The organism is Shimia isoporae (genome assembly GCF_004346865.1).
Taxonomy (GTDB): domain Bacteria; phylum Pseudomonadota; class Alphaproteobacteria; order Rhodobacterales; family Rhodobacteraceae; genus Shimia; species Shimia isoporae.
Map to the genome: position 1 here is coordinate 748,644 of NZ_SMGR01000001.1, position 19,422 is coordinate 768,065.

General features: G+C 57.1%; 20 protein-coding genes and 1 riboswitch. Of the genes, 17 read left to right on the plus strand and 3 right to left on the minus strand.

Annotation, left to right across the window (positions count from 1 at the left end):
- Both BXY66_RS03715 and BXY66_RS03720 read right to left on the minus strand, forming a co-directional pair.
- Positions 1-1,536: a phospholipase D-like domain-containing protein gene (locus BXY66_RS03715; protein WP_132858826.1), complete on the minus strand. Its 1,536-nt coding sequence runs from the start codon at positions 1,534-1,536 to the stop codon at positions 1-3.
- On the minus strand, positions 1,527-2,396 hold the full coding sequence (locus tag BXY66_RS03720) for a hypothetical protein (RefSeq protein WP_132858827.1): 870 nt from the start codon (positions 2,394-2,396) through the stop codon (positions 1,527-1,529). Before BXY66_RS03720 ends, BXY66_RS03715 begins: the two co-directional genes overlap by 10 nt.
- A 123-nt stretch (positions 2,397-2,519) precedes the next feature.
- Between BXY66_RS03720 and miaB the strand changes: the two genes are divergently transcribed.
- The 14 genes from miaB (at position 2,520) to BXY66_RS03790 (ending at position 16,759) form a co-directional block, all read left to right on the plus strand.
- Positions 2,520-3,869 (plus strand): tRNA (N6-isopentenyl adenosine(37)-C2)-methylthiotransferase MiaB, encoded by a 1,350-nt coding sequence (miaB, locus tag BXY66_RS03725; protein WP_132858828.1) that lies wholly within the window; start codon positions 2,520-2,522, stop codon positions 3,867-3,869.
- A 250-nt stretch (positions 3,870-4,119) separates the two neighbouring features.
- Positions 4,120-4,674, plus strand: coding sequence for an OmpA family protein (locus BXY66_RS03730; RefSeq protein WP_132860327.1), 555 nt, complete (start codon positions 4,120-4,122; stop codon positions 4,672-4,674).
- Between the two features lie 11 nt (positions 4,675-4,685).
- On the plus strand, positions 4,686-4,985 hold the full coding sequence (locus BXY66_RS03735; protein ID WP_132858829.1) for a hypothetical protein: 300 nt from the start codon (positions 4,686-4,688) through the stop codon (positions 4,983-4,985).
- A gap of 180 nt (positions 4,986-5,165) precedes the next feature.
- Positions 5,166-6,200: a PhoH family protein gene (locus BXY66_RS03740; RefSeq protein ID WP_132860328.1), complete on the plus strand. Its 1,035-nt coding sequence runs from the start codon at positions 5,166-5,168 to the stop codon at positions 6,198-6,200.
- A 54-nt stretch (positions 6,201-6,254) separates the two neighbouring features.
- Positions 6,255-6,746: an rRNA maturation RNase YbeY gene (gene ybeY, locus BXY66_RS03745; protein ID WP_132858830.1), complete on the plus strand. Its 492-nt coding sequence runs from the start codon at positions 6,255-6,257 to the stop codon at positions 6,744-6,746.
- A gap of 30 nt (positions 6,747-6,776) precedes the next feature.
- Positions 6,777-7,661: a hemolysin family protein gene (locus BXY66_RS03750; protein ID WP_132858831.1), complete on the plus strand. Its 885-nt coding sequence runs from the start codon at positions 6,777-6,779 to the stop codon at positions 7,659-7,661.
- A complete protein-coding gene (lnt, locus tag BXY66_RS03755) occupies positions 7,654-9,168 on the plus strand; it encodes an apolipoprotein N-acyltransferase (RefSeq protein WP_132858832.1) in 1,515 nt (504 codons plus the stop codon). The genes BXY66_RS03750 and lnt overlap by 8 nt, the downstream gene beginning before the upstream one ends.
- 36 nt (positions 9,169-9,204) lie before the next feature.
- Positions 9,205-9,255: riboswitch (SAM-SAH riboswitch) on the plus strand.
- Between the two features lie 5 nt (positions 9,256-9,260).
- On the plus strand, positions 9,261-10,442 hold the full coding sequence (gene metK, locus BXY66_RS03760) for a methionine adenosyltransferase (protein ID WP_132858833.1): 1,182 nt from the start codon (positions 9,261-9,263) through the stop codon (positions 10,440-10,442).
- Positions 10,443-10,622: 180 nt separating this feature from the next.
- Positions 10,623-11,483 (plus strand): bile acid:sodium symporter family protein, encoded by an 861-nt coding sequence (locus BXY66_RS03765; RefSeq protein WP_132858834.1) that lies wholly within the window; start codon positions 10,623-10,625, stop codon positions 11,481-11,483.
- A gap of 62 nt (positions 11,484-11,545) precedes the next feature.
- Positions 11,546-12,268: a tRNA (guanosine(46)-N7)-methyltransferase TrmB gene (gene trmB / locus BXY66_RS03770; RefSeq protein ID WP_132858835.1), complete on the plus strand. Its 723-nt coding sequence runs from the start codon at positions 11,546-11,548 to the stop codon at positions 12,266-12,268.
- Between the two features lie 77 nt (positions 12,269-12,345).
- Positions 12,346-13,407: an amidohydrolase family protein gene (locus BXY66_RS03775; protein WP_132858836.1), complete on the plus strand. Its 1,062-nt coding sequence runs from the start codon at positions 12,346-12,348 to the stop codon at positions 13,405-13,407.
- A 91-nt stretch (positions 13,408-13,498) separates the two neighbouring features.
- Positions 13,499-14,845, plus strand: a complete 1,347-nt coding sequence (gene aroA, locus BXY66_RS03780; protein ID WP_132858837.1) for a 3-phosphoshikimate 1-carboxyvinyltransferase — start codon at positions 13,499-13,501, stop codon at positions 14,843-14,845.
- Between the two features lie 3 nt (positions 14,846-14,848).
- Positions 14,849-15,460: a (d)CMP kinase gene (gene cmk / locus BXY66_RS03785; protein WP_132858838.1), complete on the plus strand. Its 612-nt coding sequence runs from the start codon at positions 14,849-14,851 to the stop codon at positions 15,458-15,460.
- A gap of 111 nt (positions 15,461-15,571) precedes the next feature.
- A complete protein-coding gene (locus tag BXY66_RS03790) occupies positions 15,572-16,759 on the plus strand; it encodes a fasciclin domain-containing protein (protein ID WP_132858839.1) in 1,188 nt (395 codons plus the stop codon).
- A gap of 3 nt (positions 16,760-16,762) precedes the next feature.
- On the opposite strand, the gene BXY66_RS03795 is transcribed toward BXY66_RS03790, so the two are convergent.
- Positions 16,763-17,152, minus strand: a complete 390-nt coding sequence (locus tag BXY66_RS03795; protein WP_132858840.1) for a winged helix-turn-helix transcriptional regulator — start codon at positions 17,150-17,152, stop codon at positions 16,763-16,765.
- A 144-nt stretch (positions 17,153-17,296) separates the two neighbouring features.
- Here BXY66_RS03795 and BXY66_RS03800 point away from each other — a divergent pair, with 144 nt between their 5' ends.
- The 3 genes from BXY66_RS03800 (at position 17,297) to BXY66_RS03810 (ending at position 19,328) form a co-directional block, all read left to right on the plus strand.
- On the plus strand, positions 17,297-17,932 hold the full coding sequence (locus tag BXY66_RS03800) for a nitroreductase family protein (RefSeq protein ID WP_132858841.1): 636 nt from the start codon (positions 17,297-17,299) through the stop codon (positions 17,930-17,932).
- A 126-nt stretch (positions 17,933-18,058) separates the two neighbouring features.
- On the plus strand, positions 18,059-18,304 hold the full coding sequence (locus BXY66_RS03805; RefSeq protein ID WP_132858842.1) for a DUF6525 family protein: 246 nt from the start codon (positions 18,059-18,061) through the stop codon (positions 18,302-18,304).
- Between the two features lie 175 nt (positions 18,305-18,479).
- On the plus strand, positions 18,480-19,328 hold the full coding sequence (locus BXY66_RS03810; RefSeq protein WP_132858843.1) for an alpha/beta hydrolase fold domain-containing protein: 849 nt from the start codon (positions 18,480-18,482) through the stop codon (positions 19,326-19,328).
- Positions 19,329-19,422: the final 94 nt, after the last annotated feature.

Sequence of the window (19,422 nt, forward strand, 5' to 3'; positions counted from 1 at the left end):
TCAGGTGAGGCCTTCAAGGCCGAACCACTGTGGAAGCACCGAAAGGAAGCGGCGCCAGAAAGTGGCGTCGGGTTCTTTGTCGGTTTCGCGCGGTGGGGCACTTCGGGGCGTGTACGCCCAGTTGAGAGAGGTTCCAGTGTCGGTGACCTGATAGGTAAAATCTTCGATTTCACGGTCCAGATCTGCCAAGAGTGCACGCGCGTAGGCGGGGCTTTTGACCAAGAGGCCAATTTCGGCATTGGTCTTTATGGAACGTGGATCGAGGTTAAGAGAGCCTACCAACACTGACGTGTCATCAATAATCGCGAGCTTGCTGTGCAGCGTGACACCCGGCGCTTCGTCCTCGGGAAGAAGGCCGAGCGCGGCGATGGTGTCATAACGCAATTCGTAGAGTTCGACACCAGCGGTCAGCAGCCGTTCGCGGTGACGGGCGTAGCCGCCGTGAACATAGGCGTGATTGGTCGACGCGAGTGAATTGGTAATGATGCGCAGACGCACCCCGGAGCGCGCAAGTTTTTCATAGAAGGCAGCGCCGTAATTTTCAGGAACAAAGTATGGCGTTATCAGAGTGACCTGATCCTGTGCGGCACCGATGGCCGCAAAGAATGCTTCGCCCAAAACATGGGGGCCTTTGCCGTTTGGATTGCGCAGTTTTTCGGGGGGATCCGCGATCACCTCGGAGGTGCCGCGGAAAGGCGCGATGGCGCCGCTCTCGATTTGCCGCAAATAGGGTGTGTCGATTGCCTGTCTGTAGGCCTGCACTTCCGGGCTTTGTGGGTCATATGCCCATTCCGACAGCGAAATCTGAGGAACCGGAGGGGCGGACTTTGCCCGAAGGGCCGCGACAGGGAGCGCAAAAGGGTCATTCCAGTATTGGTCAAACACCGGGTTAATTTCCGCCACATCCGGACCGAAAAGTGCGAGATCGTAGTCCGCAAACTCCTCGGTTGGTTTCAGCGCGTAGTACTCGTCTGCAAAATTGCGCCCGCCAATGATGCCCATGGTCCCGTCCACCACAAATGTCTTTATGTGCATCCGGCGGTTTACACGGGCAAAATCGAATACAAAGCCCATCGCTTTGGGAGCATTGCGAGAGGTCGGATTGAAAATGCGGATTTCAATGTTGGGATGCGCGTCGATGACCGCGAGGTCTTGGTCCGGGGAGGTGGTGAAAACGTCGTCTACCAGAAGTCGCACTCTCACACCGCGGTCAGCCGCGTCAAAGAGCCGGTGGGCGAGGATGGCGCTGGCCGTGTCAGGCTTGATCAGGAATGTGGCAATGTCGATGCTATGTTCCGCAGCTTCGATCATGCGAAGCCGCATCCCCAATGCATCGGTGCCATTGCTCAGTTCAAAATACGCCGAGGGGGCGCCTTGCTGTAGCGACAGCGCGGTGTCGACATCGGAACGTGCCGCGGTCTTGGGCGTAATGGCGTAGGAGGGTTCACGAGGTGCATCAAACGGCACTTTGGCACAAGCCGACAGAGCGAGAATTACAGGCAGTAGAAGGTAGAGCAGGCGCGGCCTCAAAACCACTGCCCCGGCTCCATCAGGCCAAGATCAAGCAGTTGGCGGGAGTGCCATTCAAAGGGCACGGAGTTGTGCCAGCGGTAGTCATGCACCTCGAAGGTACTGCCTGGATTGGACTTAAGAGCCTTGGCGGTCCGGAACGAACAGACCGCCGCGGTCAGGTTGTTGTGCCAAGGGCAGGCATAGGTGTTGTATTCCTCGTCGGTGAACGTGAAGTCTTCGCGCATCGCGAGATCCGGTTTGGCGCGGAAAATGGAGATGCGGTCGATTTTGCGTTTGTCGGCGGGAATGTGTTCCTCGAAGCGCCAGCGCAAGCCACCAAAGAAATTCAGTTGCCGTTCTTTGGGATGGTTGTGGTTGTCCGCATCATTGCGGGCCAAGGCGTAGTAGCCGGACCGGTCCAGTTGTGCGTCCTCAAGCGAGACGGCATTGGGGGTCTTGCCCAAGTCCGGCGCATAAAGATCAATCACGTAGGTCAGCATCGCGTCGCGACGCTCCTCGGTGTGGAATGTGAGCATCTCGCCAACCGTACGGGTCTCGCAAAACGGGAAGAACAGGTACTCTGCGTTGAAGCAGTAATAAATCCATTGTCCGGTGGCGATTTCGTTGATGGCTGTGACTGCCTCCATCACGGAGTTACCGCGCGTGGTTTCCATAGTGATGCGAAGACAGAGCTCTGACAGATCTTCGGCGAGGTCGAAGCCATCAGGCATGAAGACGGCCACCTTCCGAAAGCCGAGATCAAGATGGTGACGGACGGTGCTGTCGATTTCCACATCGTCTTCCACAAAAATCAGCGCGATCGGCCCCTTGGCGAAATGGGATTTTCCCGTACGGATCAGATGGTTGACGGAGTCGTATTTCATGCCCGGCCCTTGGATGCGGTTCTTGCGCCTGTTGTGGTTAAAATCGGTTAATTTGCCGTGCATTGCAAGCCGCACCGCTTTTGATGTAGGGAGGCGCCCTGAAACCGCAGCAGGAAACCCGTGATGACCGAGTCTGTCTCTGAAAAGTCCTCTGAAAAGAAGAAGCTCTTTATCAAGACCTATGGCTGTCAGATGAATGTCTACGACAGTGAGCGCATGGCAGAGGCCATGGGCGGGGCAGGTTACGAGACCACGGAAAGCCCCGATGACGCGGACATGATCCTGCTCAATACCTGCCATATCCGCGAAAAAGCGGCGGAGAAGGTCTATTCCGAACTTGGCCGCTTCAAAGGTTTGAAAGCTGAGAAGCCGGACCTGAAGATCGGCGTGGCGGGCTGTGTGGCGCAGGCCGAAGGCGAGGAGATTATGCGTCGCCAACCCCTGGTGGACCTTGTCGTTGGCCCGCAGGCCTATCACCGGTTGCCTGAAATGGAGGCCAAAACGCAGGAAGGCGCAAAGGCCCTAGACACGGATTTCCCTGAGGAAGACAAATTCGAGCGCCTGAAGTCGCGTCCGAAAGCGAAGCGTGCGCCGGCGGCTTTTCTGACCGTTCAGGAAGGCTGCGACAAGTTCTGCGCCTTCTGCGTGGTGCCCTATACCCGCGGGGCGGAAGTTAGCCGTCCTGTGGACCGTGTCCTGACAGAAGCGCGTGATCTCGTGGAGCGCGGTGTGCGTGAAATCACTCTGCTTGGTCAGAATGTGAACGCCTATCACGGAGCTCACAATGGCGGTGACATGTCGCTTGCTGGATTGATCTGGGAACTGGACAAAATCGACGGACTTGAGCGCATCCGCTTCACGACCAGCCATCCTAACGACATGATGGACGACCTGATCGAGGCGCACGGCAGCTGCGAAAAATTGATGCCGTATCTGCACTTGCCGGTGCAATCCGGGTCCAACAAGATCCTGAAGCGCATGAACCGCAGTCATGACCGCGACAGCTATATCAGGCTGATCGAACGCATTCGTGCAGCCCGTCCCGACATACTGCTGTCCGGAGACTTTATCGTAGGTTTTCCGGAAGAAACGGAAGCCGATTTTCAGGACACCATGGACCTGATTGAAGAGGTCAAATACGGACAGGCGTTCAGCTTCAAATACTCCACCCGTCCCGGTACGCCGGCCGCCGAACGTCCATTGGTTGATGATGCCGAGGCCACCGACAGGCTGTACCGCTTGCAGGCGTTGATCACCAAGCAGCAGCGGGAAATTCAGGACAGCATGGTTGGGCGCGACGTGAGTGTCATGTTCGAGCGCAAGGGGCGCTTTGAAGGCCAAATGGTCGGTAAGTCCGAATATCTGCACGCCGTGCACGTGTCCGATGCCGACGCCAAAGTGGGCGAGATTGCCAAGGTGAGAATCGTGGAGAGCGGCCCGAACTCTCTGGGCGGTGTTCTAGCGCGCGATTGATCGCTGCGCGGAAACAATTTTGCGGGGTAGGCGGGATTGACCAAACGCCTGCCTGTTAACTTCCCAATCCGGTCATAAATTTGCCACTTTTTGTCATCCGCAAGCGGCAAATCCGGCATTAGTCCTTGGAAAAATTACGAATTCCGGTAATCTGCCGAGCACTGGTTAGGCGCTCTGCGGGTTCTGCTTCCGCGACCGCGTCGTTGGGGGATTGTGAGAGGAAGTCGTTTTGGCGGAGAAAATCAAGAATATGGTCCGCGCGGCATCTGCAGGTCTTGCTGCAGCTTGCGTGGCGCTGGTGGCCGTAGCTCAACCCGCCGCTGCACAAACGCAGCGTACGGTTTTGGGTCAGGAATATGTGCCGACGGTCTGGGTTGATCCGGATGGATGCGAGCACTGGGTGATGGACGACGGTGTCGAGGGCTATATGACGCCCCACGTGAGCCGTCAGGGTATTCCGGTTTGCCGTCGCGGAAACGTTTGCGGGGTGATGAACTCGGATCAGTTCTTTGCCACGGATAAATATTATATCAACTCGGCAAACCGTCAGAAGCTGGCAGAGTTCTTCCAGACCTCGACCGCTTCGGCCTTTATCATCGCAGGTCATACCGACAGCCGAGCAAGCGATGAATACAACATGCGACTGAGCTACAACCGTGCGAATGCGGTGGCCAAAGTCGGCCGTCAGGCAGGCGCGCGCATCGTGGATGTGCGTGGTTACGGCGAACGTATGCCTCGGGCGTCCAATCGCTCGGCGTCCGGTATGGCGGAGAACCGCCGCGTCGAAATCATTTGTTTGCGCTGAGGAGAGAGAACATGAACATCATCAAAGGCGCTCTCCTGGTTTCGCTGGCAGTTGGCGTTTCAGCCTGTACGGACAACAAAGTAGACAAAACCATCGACCGTGGTTTTGACAGCAAGCACCTGAGCCAACTTAAGGCGGGTATCTGGGTAGATCCCAACGGCTGTGACCACTGGATCATTGACGACGGTGTCGAGGGGTACCTGTCCCAGAGACTTGATCCGTACGGGAAGCCTGTATGCTCCAATGCCGCACCTCCCGGCGTGGCGACCGGTCCGTTCAAGCGCGGATCGCGGTTCAAGGACCAGATCTGATCCGAACTGATGGAATACGAGGGGCCGTGCTACAAAAGCGCGGCCTTTTTCGTTTGTAGGTGCGGAATTTCACGGCATTCATACAAATTTCATTTGCGACCGCTTGCACCTTGTTCTGCAAGTTGGCACCATCGGGGTACAACATCTAGTTCTCAGGAGATCTGATTGCCCACAGGTGCGATGACCCCGCCGCCAGCGTCCGAAACAGCCAAAGAGACTTCGGTCGAGTTTCCGGATAACCGCCTTTTGATCGAGCTTTGCGGAGAGTTTGACCGCAACCTCGCGGATATAGAGCAAAAAATGGGGGTGCAGATCCTGCGACGCGGCAATCATCTGGCCGTGTTTGGCGAGGATGGGCCTCGTTCTGAGACCGTGGACGTGCTGCAATCTCTGTATGACCGTCTGGAAAGTGGCAAGTCCGTCGAGGGCGGCGACATTGATCGTGAGATTCGCATGGGAGGCTCTGAAGAAGGCACCGGCGTGCGCGACGGCGACCAGATGGAGATGTTCAAAGGCGGGCCTGTTGAGATCAAGACCCGCAAGAAACTGATTGAGCCCAGAACCGATGCGCAAAAGGCCTATGTCCTGTCGCTGTTCAAAAATGAGTTGGCGTTTGGCATTGGTCCCGCAGGTACGGGCAAAACCTATCTGGCCGTTGCGGTCGGGGTGTCGATGTTCATTTCGGGGCAAGTGGACCGGATTATTCTGTCACGTCCTGCCGTGGAGGCGGGCGAGAAACTTGGCTATCTGCCAGGCGACATGAAGGACAAGGTCGATCCCTATATGCAGCCGCTCTACGATGCGCTGAACGACTTTTTGCCAGCGAAACAGCTGGGGAAGCTGATCGAAGAAAAGAAGATCGAGATTGCGCCGCTGGCGTTTATGCGCGGGCGGACATTGGCAAACGCTTTTGTGGTTCTGGATGAAGCGCAAAACGCAACGACAATGCAGATGAAGATGTTCCTGACTCGTCTGGGTGAAGGGTCGCGCATGGTGATTACTGGCGACCGGAGCCAGATCGACCTACCGCGCGGGGTGCCGTCGGGGTTGAAGGATGCGGAGCGCCTGCTGAAGGGCATTCCCAACATCAGTTTCAATTATTTCACTGCAGATGATGTCGTGCGCCACCCGTTGGTGGCGGCGATCATCAAGGCTTACGACAAAGACGCGGTGCGGGCCTTGGCGGAGAAAGAAAAAAAAGAGCAAAAGGCGTGATGCCGGTATGTGTTCTGGCGTCCAAGCTGGAAACGGTTCCGAGATAGTCAAAGCATGTTGACTGACACCATCATTGAAGACGAGCGCTGGGTCGCGTTGGGTTTTGAAGCGCTGGCAGAGACCGCTGCACGGGCGGCTCTTGCGCATCTGGGGTTTGCGGCTGGGGATTGGGAGATCGCGGTGCTGGCCTGTGATGATGCCCGCATTGCCGAATTGAATACCGAGTTTCGCGACAAGCCGACGCCGACGAATGTCTTGAGCTGGCCAAGCGAAGAGAGGGGCGCAGAGGTGGATGGCGACACGCCGAATTCACCAGAAGGGCCGGACACGGAACTGGGCGACATCGCGATTGCCTTTGAAACCTGCGAACGTGAGGCGAGGGCTGCGGGAAAACCGATGGCGGACCACGTCACACATTTGGTTGTTCACGGGGTGTTACATCTTCTCGGTTATGATCATATCCGTGACAAAGATGCCACTTTGATGGAAGGGCTGGAAACAGCCATACTTGGCAAAATGGGTTTATCGGACCCATATGAAGGATGAACGGGGACAAATCCCCAACGGAAAGGACCAATGGGCGACACCATCGACGGGTCTTCTAACGCAGCGCTGAGCGCGCGGCCGGAAGGTCAACATCAGAAAAAGGGCGGCTGGATAGCACGCCTGTTTTCGAAATCCGCGGAGATGCCGGAGGCCATCAATGGCGCTCAGGCGGCTCCGGCACCTGCTTCCCAGCCTCATGGCATGATCAACCTTCGCCGCATGCGCGTTGAGGATGTGGCCGTGCCGAAAGCCGATATCGTCGCTGTACCAAATACGATCAGCGAAACCGAGCTTTTGCAGGTCTTTCGCGACAGCGGCATGACGCGGCTACCGGTTTATGACGGCACATTGGATACGCCGATCGGTTTTGTCCATTTGAAGGACTTTGCGCTGCGTCACGGTTTCAACGGCGACACGCGCAGCCTCGAAATCGACAAGATGCTGAGACCTTTGCTGTTTGTCCCCCCTTCGATGGCCATAGGTGTATTGCTGGCCAAGATGCAGGCGGAGCGCCGTCACATGGCGCTGGTGATCGATGAATACGGTGGCGTTGACGGTCTTGCGACCATCGAAGACCTCATTGAGCAGGTGATCGGCGAGATCGAAGATGAACACGACGCTGAAGAGGCGGACTTTTGGGTTCAGGAGCGGCCCGGCAGTTACCTTGCTTTGAGCAAAACACCTTTGGAAGACTTTGAAGCCGCAATCGGGCGTTCGCTTACGCATCATGAAGATATTGACCGTGAGGAGATCGATACTCTGGGCGGTTTGGTTTTCATGTTGTGTGGCCACGTTCCGGCACGCGGTGAAGTGGTCGAGTTGCCAGACGGATTGAGCTTTGAGGTTGTGGATGCGGATCCGCGTCGCATCAAACGACTGAGAGTTCTGCTTCCGGCGGAGGCCGCAAATGGCTGACAGCGCTGTTGTGCAGCGCTGGGACGTCGCGGGCATCTGGAAGATTCTATTGTGCGTTCTTCTGGGCGCGCTGGGCGCCCTTGGTCATCCGCCTTTTGACCAATGGTATCTGACTGTCGCGTCGTTTGTGGCCGTCTTCGGACTCGCGTTGCGCGCGCGAGATTGGCGCGCTCTGGCCAAGACTGGATTGTGGTTCGGGTTCGGCTATTTCGCCGTGGCCCTTCATTGGATTGTTGAGCCGTTTTTAGTCGACGTCGCCCGTCACGGTTGGATGGCGCCCTTTGCACTCGTCTTGATGGCGGCCGGGGGCGCGCTGTTCTGGGGTGCCGCATTCGGAGTGGCCGGCCTGTTGCGTCTCGGCGGGTATGGGGGCGCCGCCGCGCTTGCCGTGTGCATGACCGCGACGGAACTGTTGAGAGCATATGTTTTCACCGGGTTTCCCTGGGCGATGCCATCTTATGTGCTTGTCAGTCAGGTAGCTGGGCAGGCGGCATCGGTGATTGGTCCACATGGTCTTAACTTCCTTCTGTTTCTTGCGACTGCAGGACTGGCGCTTGGGGCGGTAACCCGTTGGCGTTGGATCTGGGGAGTTGCCGGTGCCGTTATGCTGGCCATCTGGATACCTGTTCCGGAGGCGTCCGAAACGGGCGCGGACGCGCCCGTTGTTCGATTGGTGCAACCCAATGCTGCTCAGCATCTGAAATGGCATCCAGATCATTATCAGCGGTTTTTCGAGCGATCCTTGATGCTGACTTCTGGTGGCGCGGGTGCGGCGGGAGTTGATTTGATTGTCTGGCCAGAAACATCCGTACCATGGTTGTTGGAGGACGCGGCAGGGGCATTGGAGGCTGCCGCTGAAATGGCTGGTGGCGCACCGGTTGTTCTTGGCCTCAACAGATATGTCGGGCCGCGAATTTACAACAGCGTGGCGGTGATTGGTCCCGGCGGTACTGTGACTGACTTGTATGACAAGCATCACCTCGTGCCATTCGGTGAGTACATACCGTTTGGCGATTTTCTGGGTCGTTTCGGGTTGCGTGGACTGGCCAGCCAACACGGTGGCGGATACTCCTCCGGCGACGGGCCGGAGCTTGTCGATCTCGGGCCAATTGGTGCGGCACTGCCGTTGATCTGCTATGAGGCGGTTTTCCCGCAGGACGTGCGCGGTACACAAAGCCGACCCAGAGTCATGCTGCATATGACGAATGATGCCTGGTTCGGAAACTTTTCCGGCCCCTATCAGCATCTGGCGCAGGCCCGCATGCGGGCGATCGAAACCGGAGTGCCTGTGTTGCGTGCAGCCAATACCGGCGTATCTGCTGCGATTGATGCGCAGGGCAGGATTGTGGCGGCGCTCACTTTGAATGAAGCGGGAGCTCTGGACGTAGCGCTGCCCGCGCTTGCACCGGAAACGTTTTATTCACGCACAGGCGATACTCCGCTGGCGCTGTTGCTTTTGGCGCTCATTCTGACAATGGCCGCCTTGCGGTGGCGCAAATCTCATTGACCCGGGCGTAACCGGCACGTAAGGGCTTATCTACATCTGTCGCCACAACGGCTTCCTGACGTGGCGATGAATTATTTTAATGGAGCACCCCCATGGCAAGAAATAACTACACCTTTACTTCCGAGAGCGTCTCGGAGGGCCACCCCGATAAGGTTTGCGACCGGATTTCGGACGCGGTTCTCGACGCATTTTTGACCGAAGAACCTGAGGCCCGCGTGGCCTGCGAAACCTTTGCCACCACCAATCGCGTGGTGATCGGTGGAGAGGTTGGTCTGTCAGACCAAGACAAACTTAAGGATTACATGGGACGGATCGACGAAATCGCTCGCGCCTGTATCAAGGACATCGGCTACGAGCAGGACAAGTTCCACCACGAGACTGTTGAGATCACCAACCTTTTGCACGAGCAATCTGCGCATATCGCACAAGGGGTTGATGCCAACGCCGACAAGGATGAAGGCGCTGGTGATCAGGGCATCATGTTTGGCTACGCGACAACCGAAACCGACGCTTTGATGCCCGCCCCGATTCAATACTCGCATGCAATTCTACGCCGTCTGGCCGAGGTGCGAAAATCTGGTCAGGAACCAACTTTGGGGCCGGATGCCAAATCACAGCTGTCGGTTGTGTACGAAGATGGCAAGCCTGTCGGTGTGAGCTCGATCGTTCTGTCCACGCAGCACCTTGACGAAGCTATGACCAGCGCCGATGTGCGCGCGGTGGTCGAACCTTACATCCGCGAAGTGCTTCCTGCCGCGTGGGTCAGCGACGCGACCGAATGGCATGTGAACCCAACCGGAAAATTCGTGATCGGCGGGCCGGACGGTGATGCCGGTTTGACCGGCCGTAAGATCATTGTGGACACATATGGAGGGGCGGCACCGCATGGCGGTGGAGCGTTCTCCGGGAAAGACCCGACCAAGGTTGACCGCTCGGCGGCCTATGCTGCGCGTTACTTGGCGAAAAACGTTGTTGCGGCTGGTTTGGCGGAGCGGTGCACAATCCAGTTGTCATACGCGATCGGCGTCAGCGAACCACTGTCTATCTATTGTGACAACCATGGTACTGGTGACGTAGAGCCCGCAAAAATCGAACAAGCGATCCGCGAGGTCATGAGCCTTACACCGCGTGGCATCCGCGAAAAACTTCAGCTCAATAAGCCGATTTATCAACGTACCGCTGCCTACGGCCATTTCGGGCGTACACCGGATGCGGACGGTGGCTTTAGCTGGGAGCGCACCGATCTGGTCGAGGACCTCAAATCGGCGCTATAACGCCGGTTTCCAAGAGAAGCCCAAAGAGCCCGTCGGTTTCCGGCGGGCTTTTGTTTTGCAAGCACCTCGTTGCCGTTGCTGTCGGCAGGAGACGCCCTCCTTGCGGCCTTTCCCCAACGAAACCTTTGGTGCTGCCTGCTTTCTGTGCAAACCTCTCTTCGCGAATAGGGAGGACTACCAATGCTCATCGATGTGGCGCTGCCGCTATCTCTTGCTTTCATCATGTTTTCACTGGGCTTTGGCCTGACCTTTGCCGATTTCGGCAGGGTTCTCACAATGCCAAAGGCAGTGCTGACAGGTGTGGTGATGCAAATCGGGGCTGTGCCTTTGGTTGCCTACCTTTTGCTGTTTATTTTCAACCTTCCGCCGGCCATGGCATTTGGCGTCATGATCCTGTCGTTCTGTCCGGGCGGTGTGACATCCAATATCCTCACCAAACTCGCTGGCGGGACCGTGGCGCTGTCGATCACGCTGACCGCTGTCGTGAGCCTTTTGTCCGTGATCACGGTTCCGATCCTCGTGGCTTGGGCGGGTGACACCTTTCTTGGGGCAGCGGCGCCTGAGGTCAACGTCCTCGGGATCGGCATGTCGATGTTTGCCATCACGGCGGTGCCGGTCATCATTGGCCTTTTGACACGTTGGGTTGCCAGCGGACTGGCGGACAAAATCGAAAAAATCGTATCGGCAGTGGCGCTCATCCTGTTCCTTGTGATCGTCGCCGCCGCGCTGGCGACAAACTGGGATCTGTTCATGGCAAACATCTGGTCGTTGGGGCCAGTTTTGATGATCCTCAATGCAATCCTTCTCGTGGCAGGGGTATACGTTGCGCGGCTCTTGGGATTGTCTGGACCTGATGGGCTTTGCATCTCGGTCGAGATGGGCGTGCAGAATGCCACGCTGGGGATCACAGTTGCAGGCATGGTGGCGCAGGCCTCGGGCATACCGGAGTTTGCAGTGCCAGCCGCGCTTTACGGGATCACGATGTATATCGTGACCATTCCCGGCATGTTCATTCTGCGCGCGATTTTCGGAAAAGATTGAGCAAAGCTTGACCCGAAGGGCTGGGTACGGCAAAGGCACGGGCGATCGAAACGAGAGAGCTCATGTCTGACAAGCCGACTGACAAACACCCTTCGGGCGCCCCATGGCGCAATTTCTATGGCCGGTTCAAAGGCAAGGGTTTGCGCTCTTCGCAAGAAGCTTATCTGGATGAGGACCTTGCCAAACTGAGCCCTGGCAAGGTGACATGGGACGAGAACCCGGAGCGTACGCGCATTGACCTCGAGGCGCTCTTTGGGGGCAAGGATGTGTGGTTGGAGATCGGTTTTGGAGGCGGTGAGCACATGGTTCATCAAGCGGTCCAAAACCCCGACGTCGGAATCATCGGTTGCGAACCTTACATCAACGGCGTCGCGATGCTGCTGGGCAAGATCCGGAAGGCCGGAGCTGACAACATCCGAGTACACCCGGGTGATGCGCGCGACATGTTTGACGTGTTGCCTGACCAAAGCCTGAGCCGCGCGTTTTTGCTGTATCCGGACCCGTGGCCGAAAAAACGTCACCACCGTCGCCGGTTCGTCACTCCGGAGCACCTCGAACCTCTGGCGCGCAAGCTGAAACCGGGAGCAATTTTCCGGGTGGCAACCGACATCGAGGACTATGTCCGCCAGACGTTGGAACAGGTGCCCAAACACGGTTTTGAATGGTTGGCAGAAAAGCCGGAAGATTGGCGCGAGCCATGGCACGACTGGATTTCAACACGCTATGAGCAAAAGGCTTTCCGCGAAGGGCGAACGCCGCACTACCTGACATTTCGAAAGTCCTAAGTGGCCATTCGTCGCCAGACTTGAGGGAATCGCGGGGATCGGAGACACTTTCGGCATTTCATTATTGAGGTGTCGTTATGACCGATTACCGTATTACGAATTGTCATTTGCATTTGTTTACTTTGGATCATGTGCCGGAGGATTTTCCGGTGGCAATTGTCGGCGCCATTCGCAAAAACCCCAAGCTGATCCGCTTTTTCTCCAATATTCTGGTCGGTCCTTTTCGCGAGTTGGGGCTTCAGGTCGAGAAACTGGGTCGCATGGCGGCCGTAGGACAATTGAAATCCCAGCAACAGGTGCTGCGCTCTGTTTTGCCGCAGTATCCCGATGATGCGCGCTTTGTCGTTCTGCCAATGGACATCGCGGCTTCCGGTTACAAAGAGGCGCCAAAGGACATCGCCGCGCAGCATCGAGAGCTTTTTGAACTTTCCAAGGATCCGGCTTTCAAGGACCGCATTTTGCCGTTTGCAAAAGTTAATCCTCGACGAGCCGATGCATTTGACGAATTCCGCAGGTGTATCGAGGAGTACGGTTTTCACGGACTGAAGATTTATCCCAAGCTTGGCTACGATCCGCGGGACCCCATGCTGATGAGCAAAGTCTATCCCTACTGCGTGGACCACAACATTCCCGTGATGAGCCATTGTTCGCGCGGCGGTGTTTACGGGCGCGGGTTCAAGGGCAAAGTTGGGCAGGATCTTGGTTCGCCGCGCAACTATGAACGTGTACTGAAGGAATTTCCGGAGTTACGTGTCTGCCTGGCCCATTTCGGCGGATCGGATGAATGGGACGATTATATCGCCGGAATTGACCCTTTGGATGCCCAGTCACGCAGCCGCAATTGGGTTGCGACGATCAGAGACATGATCACCTCTGGCGATTTCCCCAATCTTTATACCGACATCAGCTACACGATGTTTGATTTTGAGGAAAACATCCCGTTTTTGAGCGTGTTCCTTGAAAACGACAAGCTGCGGGATCGCGTTCTTTTTGGATCTGACTATTACATGACCAAGCAGGAAGACCTGAGCGAGCGAGCCGTGTCGATGCGCCTGCGTCATGCGCTTGGCGGGGATACGTTCCGCCAGATCGCCCACGTCAATCCGACCCGCTGGCTGACCGGAACGGAGCCAGCCTGAGCCCGCGCGCAGCAATCGGACAAAACACGGCATGGACGAGGGCCACTTGTTGCGCTAACAGCGAGGCAAGAGCAAGAAGGATACGCGCACTATGTCCGGCCACGGCACTCCTATTCCGATGACTTCCCGTCCCTGCGGTCCATTGACCGGCGAGGCCAATGTGCCGGGCGACAAGTCGATCAGTCACCGCAGTTTGATCTTGGGAGCAATGGCGGTCGGCGAGACCAAAATATCGGGCCTGCTGGAAGGCGAGGATGTTCTGGACACCGGAAAGGCAATGGCGGCTTTCGGCGCAGACGTAATCAACCACGGAGGCGGCAACTGGTCGGTACATGGCGTTGGCGTTGGCGGATTTGCTGAACCTGACACTGTGATCGATTGCGGGAACTCCGGCACAGGTGTGCGACTGATCATGGGCGCGATGGCGACCTGTGATATCACCGTGACTTTTACCGGTGACGCGAGCCTGAACGGACGCCCGATGGCCCGCGTGACAGACCCTATCGCTTTGTTCGGCGCACAGTCTGTCGGCCGTTCGGGTGGCCGCTTGCCCATGACGATTGTTGGGGCAAAGGACCCCGTGCCGGTGCGATACACCGTGCCGATGCCTTCGGCCCAAGTGAAGTCCGCCGTTTTGCTTGCCGGTCTGAATGCTCCCGGCAAAACCGTGGTGATCGAGAAGGAAGCCACCCGTGATCATACCGAGCGTATGCTGGCGGGCTTTGGCGCTGATATTTCTGTTGAAGAAACAGATGAAGGCCGCGTCATCACCTTGACCGGTCAGCCGGAGTTGAAACCACAGGTGATTGCCGTACCCCGCGATCCGTCGTCAGCCGCTTTCCCTGTATGTGCAGCAGTGATAACGCCCGGCTCGGATGTGCTTGTTCCGAATATCGGTCTGAACCCGACACGCGCCGGTCTTTTCACCACTTTGCGGGAAATGGGCGCCGACCTAACCTATGAAAACGAGCGCGAAGAAGGCGGAGAGCCAGTGGCGGACCTGCGTGCGAAGTTTTCGCCCAACCTGAAGGGCATTGAAGTTGATCCCGCCCGTGCGGCCAGCATGATCGATGAATATCCGGTCCTGTCCGTGGTCGCGTCTTTTGCCGAAGGTGAAACCGTGATGCGTGGTGTGAAAGAACTGCGCGTGAAAGAGAGCGACCGGATTGACGCTATGGCGACCGGTCTGCGGCTGAACGGAGTTGAAGTGGAAGAAGGGGAAGATTGGTGGATCGTCAAGGGGCTCGGGCACGGCAATGTGCCGGGCGGAGCGACTTGTGAAAGCCATCTGGACCACCGTATCGCCATGAGCTTTATGGTGATGGGCATGGCGACCCAGAACCCTGTGAGCGTGGATGATGGCAGCCCGATTGCCACGTCTTTCCCGATTTTTGAATCACTGATGGCGGCGTTAGGCGCCGACGTCGTGCGGAATTGAGCCATGGCTTTCACCATCGCCATCGACGGGCCGGCAGCCGCAGGTAAGGGGACAATCTCGAAAGCTGTGGCCGGTCACTTCGGTTTTGCCCATCTGGACACAGGTTTGCTGTATCGGGCTGTCGGGGCCAAAACGCTTGACGGAACCGATGCAATCGCAGCCGCACAGGCGCTTACTGCACGTGATCTAGAGGCAGAAAATCTGCGAACACCGGAAGTGGCGCAGGCCGCCAGCCGTGTCGCTGTGATCGGCGAGGTGCGAGCTGCGCTGGTTGATTTCCAGCGAGCATTCGCCCGTCGTGCCGGCGGCGCCGTTCTGGATGGACGTGACATTGGCACCGTGATTTGTCCGAATGCCGAAGCCAAGCTGTTTGTAACGGCCAGTGCTGAAGTGCGGGCGGAGCGACGCTACAGGGAATTGGTTGGCAAAGGTGTAAGCACCAGCTTTGAAACTGTTCTGGCTGACGTGAAGGAGCGCGACGCGCGCGACCGTGATCGGGCGGAAGCACCGATGGTGGCTGCCAAGGATGCTGTTGTGATCGACACGTCTGCTCTTGGAATTGAAGAGGCGGTCAGCACCGCCATTGCGGCCATTGAGACTGCCCGCAGCCGCTGACAGGTTTCCCGCAACCTGGGCGCATGTCACGTTTGCGTGACTCTCCTGCGACAATCTGAACCCGCCGCGACATGTCCCCGTAAGCCCTCACAACGCTCGGGGGAGAAGACCATGTCATTGCAAAACCTGTTTCCAACCATCGCGCCGTTCGTTCAAACGGCTGACGGACCATTGTCCACATCCAATGATTTCGAAGTCCTCGGACTGGCGCTTGATGCTGCGGGACTGACGGGGGCGGTTTCCGGTCTCGAAGGGTTCACTCTGTTCGCGCCGACGGACGATGCTTTTGCCTCGCTTGCGCAAAGCCTGGGGTTTGACGGTGACCCCGACGATGCAAGCGCCGTCTTCGGAGCGATTGCAGCAGCGCTGACCGGTTTGTCAGAAGATGGCGATCCGATCCCCTTGCTCACCGATATCCTGCTGTATCACGTCGCGCCGGATGAGGATGACCTGAGCACTCTGAATGCTGAAGGGCCGGTTGCCACTCTGCTTGAGAACGCCACGTTCGAGGTCACCGATGGTACTGTGATCGACGGAGATCCCGACTACCAGAATGCGGATGTTGTAGCAGCCGATGTCGGCGTGGGGGCGGGCACAGTCCAGATCGTGGATCAGGTGCTGCTGCCTCTGGATGCACCTGTCGATAGCGGCGACCCGACTTTGCTGGGACTGCTTGAGGAAAGCGGCGGAAGCTTTGACGACAACCCGGATGACTTTGACATGTTGCTAACGGCGCTTCAGGTAACCGGATTGGACGAAGCGGTTGATAATCCAAATGCCGAATTGACGGTGTTTGCGCCTCAGGACAGTGCCTTCATCGCGCTGGCGCAGGATCTCGGCTACGAGGGAGAGGACGAAGCCGGTGCGTTCCAGACCATTGTCGACGCAGCAACCGTTCTCAATCCGGATGATCCGCTATCGGTGGTGAGCTCCATTCTAACCTATCATGTGAGCCCCGGCGAACAGGACAGTACGGCAGTGCTCGGATCTGAGACGCTTGCCACTTTGCAGGGGGGAGAAATTGGGGTCGATGGTGCCACCCTCGTAGACCAGGACCCGAACGCAGATGACCCGATGATCATTCAGACTGATCTGGCGGCCTCCAACGGCGTCGCCCATGTGATCGACGACATTCTGCGTCCCGTTGATCTGCCCCCCGAAGTGGCGATGCCTGAAGACGAGATCGAAACAACCGGTGTCGAAGATGAGGAGCCGGTGGATGATGGCGGTGACGATGACAGCTGGATGGAGGCCCTAGGCGTTGCTGGTATTTTTCTGGCACTGCTGTTCCTCGTCTAAGGATCAGGCCGGCGCCTTCTCGGGATTTTCCATGTCGTAGGTCTCGCGTGCGGCGTCGATATTCGGAAGGTTTTTCAGCGCCCACAATCCCAAGGCCTGAACGGGTTCTCGAAACGATTGTCCTAGTTCGGTCAGTGAATATTCCACTTTGGGTGGAATGGTCGGATGGTATTCCCGATGCACAAGCCCGTCACGCTCAAGCTCTCGCAACGTGAGCGACAGCATGCGTTGAGAGATGCCGAGATGACGTTTGAGTTCGTTGAACCGCAGGGTGCCGTATTGCGCCAGCGAGATGACGATCAACACGGACCAACGATCGCCGACGCGACCAAGCACTTCGTTGATACGCGAACATTCCGGACAGTTGCCCGTTTTGGCGGTGTCTTTGGGCATGGGGTGGTTCCTTCCGTGTGACCGGGGCACCAGAATGTGCCTTCTTGTGCCGATATTCAGTTCCTCATATATCGCCGGTTACAGAAATATACCACCCCTGACGCACTCATGGGGAGCGCGTCGGCGGTACAAGGAAAGACAGAAATGAGCACACTCAAAGAGCTGATGAACTGGCGCTATGCCACCAAGAAAATGGATCCGGCCAAGGCGGTTTCCGAAGAGCATGTCGAGGCCATCCTCGAAGCCGTCCGTATGGCACCAACTTCCAGCGGCACCCAGCCGTTCGAGGTCTTTGTCGTCACCAATGACGAGATGCGTGAAAAGATCCGTAAAGTTGGCTGGGACCAAAGCCAGATCACAGAAGGGTCTCACCTTTTGGTCTTTGCTGCTTGGGACAACTATTCGGCGGAACGCATCGATGCGGTACGCGCGCACATGGAAGAGCTGCGCGGAGAGAACCCGATGCTGAGCCAGTATTACGAGAACCTGAAAGCGGTCTATCTGCCGCGCGAAGAAACCGTGAACCACGACCACGCTGCAAGGCAGGCGTATATTGCTCTTGGCTTTGCAATGCTTGCTGCTGCGGAGTTGGGTGTCGACACTTGCCCGATGGAAGGGTTTGACGCTGCCGCAGTTGACGAGATCATGGGACTGAATGAACTCGGCTTGAAGTCTGTCACACTATTGCCGCTGGGCTATCGTCAAGAAGGCGCTGACTGGCTTTTGCCAATGCCGAAAGTGCGCAAGAGCAAGGACGAGATGGTCAAAACCGTTTCCTGATCCGGGACACAGGCGAAAATCCGCAGCGGCGCCTCGCGAGGTGCCGCTGTTTTTGTTTTGTGGCTTGCCTTTGGTCGATTTAGTAATGTAATAACATAACTATCTAAATTCTACTGAAGACCCAAGATGACTAAGAACCTCCAGAGCAGCCTGCGTCGTCGTCGCCGCCCCGGCAACGCGATGCAGGCTTATGACGCACTACCTCCGGAATTGCGACGCTGGCTCAGCACGGCCGCGCTCCCTTGGAGCCCAGCCTCGGCAAGAGGTATTTGGGTGAAAGCCGGCGGTGCACGTGATCCGGAGGCCGCTCTGGCGCGACTGGCTGCGGTCGAGGCTGCCACTTTGCGCAAGGATTGTGCCTCGCCCTTTTAAAACTCGGGTGCGTGACTTTGCGCAAACTAAGCAAAGTGCCACTTCAGTTATTCCTGCGCTTCGGTAGGGTGGCGAGGGCACGCCGTTGCATGCCCCAAATTTTAACCTTCTCAAAACGTGCTGCCAGTTGACCGGAATATCCAGAAAACAGCGTTTCGTGAATCTCCACGCGCGCATGATGCAAAAAACTTTGTTGGCTCTGCTTGCCTGCCCGAAACTCTTGCGGCCGGTGGCGGCATTGAATGCATTGACGCTGCACAGAGTGCACAAGGACGTGTCTTTTCAACCGGTCAATGGGCAACCCACGCTTACTCGGGCGACACCAAACGGGACGAACCCGCAGAAGGCTGTACTCTACCTGCATGGCGGGGCTTTCGTGATCGGTGGTCTGCGAGACTACAAAGGCTTGGTTTCCGGTCTCGCGAATGCCGGATTGTGTGCTGTGTATTTTCTGGACTATAGCAAGGCGCCTGAGAGTCCATTTCCCGCAGCTCTGGACGAAGCAGAAGCGGCCCTTGATTACCTGCAGGAGCAATACGGCGACGCATATGTTTCAGTCGCAGGTGACAGTGCCGGAGGCAATTTGGCTTTGGCGCTTACACATCGGGTACTGGCGAAAGGGGCGGCAAAGCCCTCTGCCGTGGCAGTTTTCTCGCCGGTTACGGATTTGACAAAGCGTTCTACGACCTTTGATGCCAATGCCGGCTCTGAAGCGCTGTTACCGCAAGGCTTTGTTTTGCGCGGAAATGCGGCTTACGTAGGGGCGGCAGATCCGAAGGATCCTGAGATTTCGCCTCTATATGGCACCTTTGAGGGCGCGCCAAAGATGCTGTTTCAGGTCGACCGGACCGAGAGGCTTTATGACCATTCTACCCGCATGGTGACGGCTCTGCGAGAACAGTCCGTGGAGGTGGTTTTGCGCGAAACGGACGGTTTGATGCATTGCTACCAGATGTACAGCAGCGTTACCCCAGAGGCAGACCGGGCTCTGGCAGAGGCGGCCGCTTTTCTAACGGCTGATTGAGCCGAAAAGCGATGCGCTCTCCCGAATAGTGCCCTATCTTGGCGTGATAGGGTGAAAAAGGGGCAATTTCGTCGCTCATTCTTGCCTGTTTGTA

What these genes read in the sequence shown, in the direction of transcription:
- BXY66_RS03720 (WP_132858827.1), bottom strand. Translation starts at nt 2,396, where the DNA reads ATGAAATACGACTCCGTCAACCATCTGATCCGTACGGGAAAATCCCAT.
- miaB (WP_132858828.1), top strand. Translation starts at nt 2,520, where the DNA reads ATGACCGAGTCTGTCTCTGAAAAGTCCTCTGAAAAGAAGAAGCTCTTT.
- BXY66_RS03730 (WP_132860327.1), top strand. Translation starts at nt 4,120, where the DNA reads ATGGTCCGCGCGGCATCTGCAGGTCTTGCTGCAGCTTGCGTGGCGCTG.
- BXY66_RS03735 (WP_132858829.1), top strand. Translation starts at nt 4,686, where the DNA reads ATGAACATCATCAAAGGCGCTCTCCTGGTTTCGCTGGCAGTTGGCGTT.
- BXY66_RS03740 (WP_132860328.1), top strand. Translation starts at nt 5,166, where the DNA reads ATGACCCCGCCGCCAGCGTCCGAAACAGCCAAAGAGACTTCGGTCGAG.
- ybeY (WP_132858830.1), top strand. Translation starts at nt 6,255, where the DNA reads ATGTTGACTGACACCATCATTGAAGACGAGCGCTGGGTCGCGTTGGGT.
- BXY66_RS03750 (WP_132858831.1), top strand. Translation starts at nt 6,777, where the DNA reads ATGGGCGACACCATCGACGGGTCTTCTAACGCAGCGCTGAGCGCGCGG.
- lnt (WP_132858832.1), top strand. Translation starts at nt 7,654, where the DNA reads ATGGCTGACAGCGCTGTTGTGCAGCGCTGGGACGTCGCGGGCATCTGG.
- metK (WP_132858833.1), top strand. Translation starts at nt 9,261, where the DNA reads ATGGCAAGAAATAACTACACCTTTACTTCCGAGAGCGTCTCGGAGGGC.
- BXY66_RS03765 (WP_132858834.1), top strand. Translation starts at nt 10,623, where the DNA reads ATGCTCATCGATGTGGCGCTGCCGCTATCTCTTGCTTTCATCATGTTT.
- trmB (WP_132858835.1), top strand. Translation starts at nt 11,546, where the DNA reads ATGTCTGACAAGCCGACTGACAAACACCCTTCGGGCGCCCCATGGCGC.
- BXY66_RS03775 (WP_132858836.1), top strand. Translation starts at nt 12,346, where the DNA reads ATGACCGATTACCGTATTACGAATTGTCATTTGCATTTGTTTACTTTG.
- aroA (WP_132858837.1), top strand. Translation starts at nt 13,499, where the DNA reads ATGTCCGGCCACGGCACTCCTATTCCGATGACTTCCCGTCCCTGCGGT.
- cmk (WP_132858838.1), top strand. Translation starts at nt 14,849, where the DNA reads ATGGCTTTCACCATCGCCATCGACGGGCCGGCAGCCGCAGGTAAGGGG.
- BXY66_RS03790 (WP_132858839.1), top strand. Translation starts at nt 15,572, where the DNA reads ATGTCATTGCAAAACCTGTTTCCAACCATCGCGCCGTTCGTTCAAACG.
- BXY66_RS03795 (WP_132858840.1), bottom strand. Translation starts at nt 17,152, where the DNA reads ATGCCCAAAGACACCGCCAAAACGGGCAACTGTCCGGAATGTTCGCGT.
- BXY66_RS03800 (WP_132858841.1), top strand. Translation starts at nt 17,297, where the DNA reads ATGAGCACACTCAAAGAGCTGATGAACTGGCGCTATGCCACCAAGAAA.
- BXY66_RS03805 (WP_132858842.1), top strand. Translation starts at nt 18,059, where the DNA reads ATGACTAAGAACCTCCAGAGCAGCCTGCGTCGTCGTCGCCGCCCCGGC.
- BXY66_RS03810 (WP_132858843.1), top strand. Translation starts at nt 18,480, where the DNA reads ATGATGCAAAAAACTTTGTTGGCTCTGCTTGCCTGCCCGAAACTCTTG.